Source organism: Pseudarthrobacter sp. RHLT3-21 (assembly GCF_059383495.1).
The window spans coordinates 1-7,609 of the sequence record NZ_JBWZCI010000049.1 but is presented as its reverse complement, the minus strand read 5'-3'; the positions used below and the strand labels follow the sequence as shown (position 1 = coordinate 7,609).

Annotated in this window: 6 protein-coding genes and 1 pseudogene; all 7 read left to right on the top strand. The window is 61.9% G+C overall.

Annotated features, from left to right (window positions below):
• A pseudogene (locus AC50YA_RS22900) lies at positions 1 to 194 on the top strand (hypothetical protein); the annotation flags it as partial.
• A 179-nt stretch (positions 195 to 373) separates the two neighbouring features.
• Entirely contained in the window at positions 374 to 2,044 is a 1,671-nt protein-coding gene (locus AC50YA_RS22895; RefSeq protein WP_252564237.1) for a GMC family oxidoreductase, read from the top strand.
• 19 nt (positions 2,045 to 2,063) lie between these two features.
• Entirely contained in the window at positions 2,064 to 2,777 is a 714-nt protein-coding gene (locus AC50YA_RS22890; RefSeq protein WP_494984447.1) for a gluconate 2-dehydrogenase subunit 3 family protein, read from the top strand.
• Between the two features lie 90 nt (positions 2,778 to 2,867).
• Complete coding sequence (locus tag AC50YA_RS22885) at positions 2,868 to 4,004, top strand: mandelate racemase/muconate lactonizing enzyme family protein (RefSeq protein WP_494984446.1); 1,137 nt, start codon at positions 2,868 to 2,870, stop codon at positions 4,002 to 4,004.
• Between the two features lie 187 nt (positions 4,005 to 4,191).
• On the top strand, positions 4,192 to 5,070 hold the full coding sequence (locus tag AC50YA_RS22880) for an SMP-30/gluconolactonase/LRE family protein (protein WP_494984445.1): 879 nt from the start codon (positions 4,192 to 4,194) through the stop codon (positions 5,068 to 5,070).
• A 396-nt stretch (positions 5,071 to 5,466) separates the two neighbouring features.
• Entirely contained in the window at positions 5,467 to 5,754 is a 288-nt protein-coding gene (locus AC50YA_RS22875; RefSeq protein ID WP_494984444.1) for a hypothetical protein, read from the top strand.
• A gap of 171 nt (positions 5,755 to 5,925) precedes the next feature.
• A complete protein-coding gene (locus AC50YA_RS22870) occupies positions 5,926 to 6,939 on the top strand; it encodes a 2-hydroxyacid dehydrogenase (protein ID WP_494984443.1) in 1,014 nt (337 codons plus the stop codon).
• Positions 6,940 to 7,609: the final 670 nt, after the last annotated feature.

The window sequence follows — 7,609 nt, the reverse complement described above, 5'->3', positions numbered from 1 at the left end:
ATGAGGCTGTGGTCGTGGACGGGAACGTCATCACCTCCAGGACCCCTGTCGATCTTCCCGACTTCACCCGCGCGATCATCGCACACCTGGAAGGCCGCCCGGCCGGAACTGAACACGCGACGCACAACCGCGCCACGGACCTGACCAACGACCCTGCCGGCACGCGGTACGAGACCGGGGTGGCCGTCTCTTAGCGAGCGGCCATGCCCGCGGCAGAACAACAGGACCGCGGGATTACGGCGGGAGGGCCGCGTTCCGGCGACCCCGGCGGCGCGCGGCCCCGACCGCACAGGCTCGATTCCCGCATCGGAGGAATCGAAATAAAGAAGGTACGGACGGCACGGGTGCCGTCATCGAACTTAGGAGAATCTCAGTGGCTACAACGAAGAAGCCTGAACCCGTTGACGTCGTCGTCGTCGGGCTGGGTGCCAACGGCGGTACGGCGGCGAAGGTCTTGAGTGAGGCCGGGCTGAAGGTTATCGGTTTTGACCGCGGCCCGTGGCTTCGCGCACAGGAGCACTACTCCGGGGACGAGCTCAAGTTCGTCAACCGCAACTACATGTGGCCGGACCCCACGCTGTTCCCGCGGACCCTCCGGTACGCAGAAGACGAAGTGGCCCAGCCCTTTTCGTTCTCCCCAACGCCGCAGATGGTCGGCGGCGGGACGAACCACTGGGCCGGCTGGGTTCCCAGACCCCGCGAATCGGACTTCATGCTGCGCTCCCTGCATGGCGACGTCGACGGCATGAACCTCGCGGACTGGCCGTTCCGTTACGAGCATCTGGAGCCCTACCTGACGAAGGTCGAATGGGCCTTCGGGGTTTCGGGAATCGCCGGCGCCGATAAGTACGAACCCTACCGCTCCAGGGGGTATCCCAGCCCGCCCCTGCGGCCCACCCGTTACGGGAAGCGTTTCTACGACGCGTGCAACAAGATGGGCATCAACGCGTTCCCGATCCCTCACGCGATGGTCACCAACGACCACAACGGGCGTGACCCGTTCAACAAGACCAGCTTCTGGAACCAGTACGGCGACCCGTCCGGCGCCCGGTCCAACATCCTGACAACCTTCATCCCGGACGCGTTGGCCACCGGAAACTTCGAGGTCCGCGCCGAAAGTTTCGTCCGCGAAGTGAAGATGGGCAAAGACGGGAAAGCCACCGGGGTCCTCTACGTGGATCCGGACGGCAACGAGGTCGAGCAGGACGCTAAGATTGTCGTTCTTGCATTGGGCGCCATCGAATCCGCACGTCTGATGTTGCTCTCCCGCTCCTCTCAGTTCCCCGACGGCCTGGCGAACAGCACCGGCCTCGTGGGCAAGAATGCCACTTTCCACGAATACCTCTTCGCGGTCGGCTTGTTCGACAACGAGATCGACGAACCGTTGAACGGTTTCACCGGCAACTACATCTCCGGCGGATCCCTCGAATTTTACGAAACGGACGAAAATCGCGGACACATCGGCGGCTGCATCATTTCCGCTTCCCAGACCTGCCACCCCGTCAACTGGGTCTTCCCGGGGCGCCCGACCTGGGGCGACGCGCTCAAAGACGCGGACCGAAACTACTTCAACCACGCCATGAAGATCGGCCTGATCCTGCACGACATGCCCGTGGAATCGAACCGTGTTGACCTCGACCCGACCGTCCAGGATGCCTGGGGTCTCCCGGTCGCCCGCATCACCCACCGGCCGCACGCCAACGACATCGCCATGGGCAAATGGCAGGTTGATAAGAACGCTGAGATCCTCGAAGCCGCCGGGGCCCGCAAGACGGTCCCGGTCTACCTCGACAAGATGACCGGCAATACCTGCCACCAGCACGGCACCGCCCGCATGGGCCTGGACCCTTCCAAGAGCGTGCTGAATGAATGGGGCCAGGCCCACGACGTCGAAAACCTGTTCGTGGTTGACGGCTCGGGTTTCCCGACGGCCACCGGCGTGAACCCGACCCTGACCATGATGGCCAACGCCTGGCGCTGCTCCGACTACATCGCCAATACCTACTCCAAGGGCCGGGTCGAACGGCTCGCCCAGCCTGCCTGAGGGAAAGGACAGTCCTGAAATGACACTGAAATCAGAATGGGAAATCGTCGGCGAACCCGTAGACCCGGATTCGACAGAGCGGTACTTCTTCACCGAACACGAATGGAACACCGTCGAAGCGGCAACGGCCCGCATCATGCCCACAGACCACGACCCGGGGGCCAGGGAAGCACGAGTGATCGTCTTCATCGACCGGTACGTGTCGGGGATCGACTACATTTTCGCGGCAGCCGACGGCTCGGGATTCCTGAAACTCGCAGGCAAACATGCCGACGCCTGGCGGGGCCGGCAATACAAGATGCAGGAGCTCTACCGTGAAGGCGTCAAGGCTTTGGACGCGATTGCGCGGAACCTGGACGGAAAGAACTTCGTCGACCTTGACGAGGAAGAACAGGACCAGGTCCTGATTTCGCTCTCAGGCGCACCGAAACCAATCAAGGTCACCCTCGGTACCAAGGAACCCGTCACGACCTTCCTCCAGGGCTCATTCGATGAAAACCTTCCGTTCTTCGACACACTGTGCCTTCACACCCGTCAAGGGTTCTACAGCGACCCTGTGTACGGAGGCAACAAGGACCAGATGGGATGGAAAACCATCGGATTCCCCGGCCCGAAGTCCCTGAAGGACACCATGGACGGCACCTACGACACCACCGAGTACTTCTATGACGGCGAGTACGACTGGTACGACCTGATCCCGTACCTGAACCAGTCGGCTCCCCGCGAACAGTAACCAGAAAGACGGACCGGCGGCCCGGCATTTCCTCGAAGTGCCGGGCCGCCGGTCCACAGACACTCCACACTCGCGAAAGGACCCAAGAGAATGAAAATAACAGAGATAAGGGCGTTCCCGGTCGGGGTGCCCCTGGAGGAACCCCTGCGATGGGGGGCCATGGAAGTCAACGTCAAAGGAGGCATCCTCGTCCGGGTGAAAACCGACGAAGGAATCGAAGGAATCGGCGAAGCGGGTTTCTCGGCTGAGTACTTCTCAACAGTAGGTCCGCTGATCAACCAGCAGCTTGGACCGATGCTCATCGGACGCGACCCGCTCGACATCGCCTCGATCTGGCAGGACATGCTGAACGCCACTCATATGTGGGGCCGCCGCGGCATCGAAACCTATGCCCTCAGCGGCATCGACATCGCCCTATGGGACCTTCTCGGCAAGGCCAGCAACCAGCCCGTGTACCGTCTGCTGGGAGCATCCAAGTCCAAGGTCAAGGCCTACTACGCACCGTCTCTGAAACCGACCGAAGAGATCGTGGAAGAATCAATCGCCGCTGTTGAGCAGGGATTCTCCGCCATGAAGCTGCGCAACGGACCGAGCATCAGCCACGGCGTCGACATGGTTTCCCGGGTCCGCGACGCAGTAGGCCCGGACATCGACATCATGGTCGATGCCAACATGGCCTTCGACCGCCGCGAGGCGCTCACCCTCGCCAGGGAACTCGAACAACTGGGCGTCCTGTGGCTGGAGGAACCCATTCTTTCGCGGAGCCTGACCCAGTACATCGATGATCACTCCTGGCTGGCCGACCGAGTCTCACTCAAACTCGCCGGGGGAGAGTCGCTGCTCACCCGGTACGAGTATCTCGATCTGCTGCGCAAGCGGACCTTCGACGTCCTCCAGCCGGACTGCACCAGCGTCGGTGGTATCTCCGAATGCAAGCGTGTCGCTGACATGGCCAGCTCATGGAACCTCTTGTGTGTGCCCCATATCGCCTGCAGCTCCGGAACCGGGGTGGCACTGGCAGCAGGACTTCACACGATCCTCAGCTGCGAAAATGCGCCAATGATCGAATTCGACGCCTACGGCGGACCCGGCTGGGACGGCCTCCTGGAACAGCCGCTGACTGTCACCGGCGGATATGTCGAAGCGCGTGACGTTCCGGGGCTGGGCATCGAGTTCCCTGAGGGAGCTTTGGAGAAATACACCCTTACCGGTGCCCGGTTCCAATGAGCCGCCGCATCCCCTGAAACCGCGTCACGGTCCAGGGATCGCACTCGCACCAACGGAGTGCGATCCCGGAACCTGTTCGGACCGGACCCACAGATGCGACGGTATCTGCGGGCATGGCCCGTAAAAAGCTTCAGCAGAGAACACGGTAAACGATGCAGTGCCGACGGGCAGCGTCGGTGGGAGGATCATGAGAACGCTGCTAGTGGAGGTTGCCCTGGATGCCCACGCCGACCTCGCCGAGGGACCATGGTGGGACCAGCAACGCGGGGAACTCCTGTGGGTTGACATCTTCGCCGGCAGAATCCACATGTTCGACCCCGCGTCGGGCCAGGACCGCAGCATCGATGTCGGGCAACCTGTCGGAATGGTCGCCCGACGCCGGACCGGGGGCCTGGTGTGCGCCGTCCGTGACGGAATCGGATTCATCAACCCCGACGGGAACGCCTTCGAACTTGCCGCACCCATCGAGGCCGAGAAACCGGGAAACCGGATGAACGACGGCGCCTGCGATCCCGCCGGCAGGCTCTGGGCCGGAACCATGGCAACCGACCTCTCCCCGTCGGCCGGAAGCCTCTACAGCATCAGCACCACCATGCAGGTGACGCAGGTCCTGACGGACGTATCCATCTCCAACGGCCTGGACTGGAGCCCCGACGGACGCACCTTCTACTTCACCGACTCGACCACCCGTTGCCTGGACGCATACGACTTCGACGTCGAAACCGGGGCAATCAGCAACCGCCGGCTGCTCGTTGACCTACCCGACCCGGTCGCGACCCCCGACGGAATCGCAGTGGATGCCGAAGGAACCATCTGGGTGGCCATGTGGGACGGCGGCCGGGTCCAACGGTTCAGCCCGCAGGGCAAGCTGCTGGAAACAGTCATACTGCCTATCACTCGACCCACAAGCGTCGCTTTCGGTGGCCCCGACCTCAACCAGCTGTTCATCACCTCCGCCCGGAACGGTCTTTCGCCCCGGCAGCAATCGGATGAGCCGCATGCCGGCGCCATCTTTGTCATCGAACCCGGCGTGACTGGACGCCTCCCCTGGGCCTTCGGTGGATAAGACGCCGCGGTTGGCGGCAGTGCAGGGAAGGTACGGAGGCCGGGCGGTTGGCCTNGGGGGGGGGGGGTACCGTGGAGGCGGTTTAAGCCCTCGTCTTCCCCTTCGATGCCGATGTGGCGTTGATGGCCGACGCCAGACAGTGCGCGGAAGACTTTTTCCCAAGGGATATCGCCGCGTCCGGCGGAGACGAAGTCCCAGCCGCGGCGAGGTCTTCCCCCGTGCAGGTGGGGACCCAACAACGTGTTGCTTCCGCTCACGCGGAGCTAAGAGTTGTGCATTTGACGTGATAGATGAGCTCCTTGAAGTCCCAGATGAAGAAGGTGGGGTCGAGCCGTGCCACATCTAAATGGCTCAGGTCCCAGCGACGACAACCAAGATACGCCCTGAAGGGATGCAATGAATGTAACGGCAGAAGGTGTAAAGTCGGCTGAACCGAAGGCGCTGGAGAGCAGCCGGCCGTTATCGGCGAAAACCGAAGAATATCTTTTGAGTGTTGTAGTGACCGATCCGGCGATGCTGCAGGAACAGTTAAGTGCCGCGATGGCCCAAGCTCAAACGCATGCACAGAGCCGCAGACGCGGTCTCATGCTGACACGCCACGACGCATCCTTCTTTGAGGTTCAAACAAGCGCCGAGGTCGACTTCGGTACCACGCTTGAACGGGACCTATGGTCGACAGCATAGGTGCGCCACGATCGAAAACTCGAGTTCCTGCGTCGGATGCACCCCCCTGCGGCTTCACGCCGATAATGGATAATAATTATGTCAATCTGAATCGATATTATTGCAATCTGATGCCGGAACCAGAGGTACGGAGGAAGACGACGCTTCCGGTCGGAGCCATGAAAGGGTGTCATGAAAATCGTCATCGCCGACCGGGACTTGCGCGTCCATCGGGCCGTCTTCGAAGCGGCACTCGGGCCGGACATGGTGATCTCCTGGCACAACTCATGGGATGAACCTTCGGTCCTGACCGCTCTTGAGGACGCCGACGTGTTTGTCGGATCCCGTCTGACAGCGACCATGGGAGCAGCGGGGCCCAGGATCCGGCTGGTCCACACCGCGGGGGCAGGGTACGACGGCATCGATTTTAACGCGCTCCCAATCCTGGCGGTTTGCGCGAACACCTTCCACCACGAAGGCTCGGTGGCCGAATACGTCGCGGCAACCCTGATTGCGCTTCGGCGCAACCTCATTGGCCAGGACGCCGCGCTCAGGGCCGGCATCTGGCACTCCCCGTCCTACTGCACGGACCTCCCTCAGCCCGAAACGCTCAGGGGAGCGGTCGTCACTTTGCTCGGCTTCGGTCACATCGGCGCCGCATCCTGGCAACTCCTCCAAGCCTTCGGCACCGAAGGGATCGCCATCACTCGGACCGGTTCCGTCACCGCGGACGCACACGCGCTGCGCTGGGCAGGCACCATGGAGAACTTGCATGAAGCGTTGACGGAATCTGATGCCCTTCTCATCAGCGTCCCCCTGGCGGTCAACACCACGGGAATCATCGGCCCTGCCGAACTGGATGCGCTCGGGCCTGGCGGCCTCCTGGTCAACGTCGCCCGCGGCCCCGTTGTCCAGGAAGAAGCTCTCTACCTCGCACTGAAAGATCGACGGATCGCTGGCGCAGCCATCGACGTCTGGTACCGGCATCCCGGTGCCGACGGCCGCGGAAAACCAGGTGCGCTGCCCTTCGGAAGCCTCGACAACATCATCATGACGCCGCACTCCTCGGCCGTCACCGCAGAAACCTTCCGTGGACGGTCACAGGAGATCATTGAAAACATCAACCGCCTGGCCGCCGACCGACCACTACGGAACGTCGTGATCACCGGAAGAACGAATAAGCCGGCAGGGGACCCGACACCGTGAAACCAGACTTTGTCGGGAAACCTGCCGATCTCGGAATCTGCCCGTAGCGGGCAATCACCGGCGGTCTTTCAAAAATTTGCATGCCACCGTTACGGAAGCGAATATGGCGGAAGAACTCCATTCAGTCTTATCACCTCCACCCCCACCACCGTGCTTGGAAGAGCACACAGGTCTGGGCTTCTGCGGTGATATTCAGCAGCCGATTTTATGCTCTTCAAGGGAACTCGCTCGCCCGGCGCTGCCCGGCTGATCACCCACAACACGCGACCCGATATCTATAACCAAAAGGATTCCTGTTTTCAGCGGCCAGAACTGCCATGCCAGAACTGCCATGCCGGCCGAACCATCGGAGGCCGGTCCACAAGATCGACCTGAAGCGCTCACGGATACTTCAGAGGGGTCCGCCGATTCGTTTGACCACCTTGCCAGAAAGTGATCGAACCTTATTCAGCGACAGCACAGACCAACACACCCGGCTGGGTAACCCAAGTCGGCGGATGGTTTTCTTAGCCGCCTGTCCTGACATTGCCCACCCCGGAATTCTCGTGCGGAAGGTCTTCGGTTCCGGCCGGGCGGCCTTCCAGGTGTGCGATGATCGCGCGGGTGAAGTCGGGAAGATCGACAGGGGTCCTGGAGGTGATGACGTTCCCGTCCACGACCACAGCCTCAT

What these genes read in the sequence shown, in the direction of transcription:
- AC50YA_RS22890 (WP_494984447.1), top strand. Translation starts at nt 2,064, where the DNA reads ATGACACTGAAATCAGAATGGGAAATCGTCGGCGAACCCGTAGACCCG.
- AC50YA_RS22885 (WP_494984446.1), top strand. Translation starts at nt 2,868, where the DNA reads ATGAAAATAACAGAGATAAGGGCGTTCCCGGTCGGGGTGCCCCTGGAG.
- AC50YA_RS22880 (WP_494984445.1), top strand. Translation starts at nt 4,192, where the DNA reads ATGAGAACGCTGCTAGTGGAGGTTGCCCTGGATGCCCACGCCGACCTC.
- AC50YA_RS22875 (WP_494984444.1), top strand. Translation starts at nt 5,467, where the DNA reads ATGAATGTAACGGCAGAAGGTGTAAAGTCGGCTGAACCGAAGGCGCTG.
- AC50YA_RS22870 (WP_494984443.1), top strand. Translation starts at nt 5,926, where the DNA reads ATGAAAATCGTCATCGCCGACCGGGACTTGCGCGTCCATCGGGCCGTC.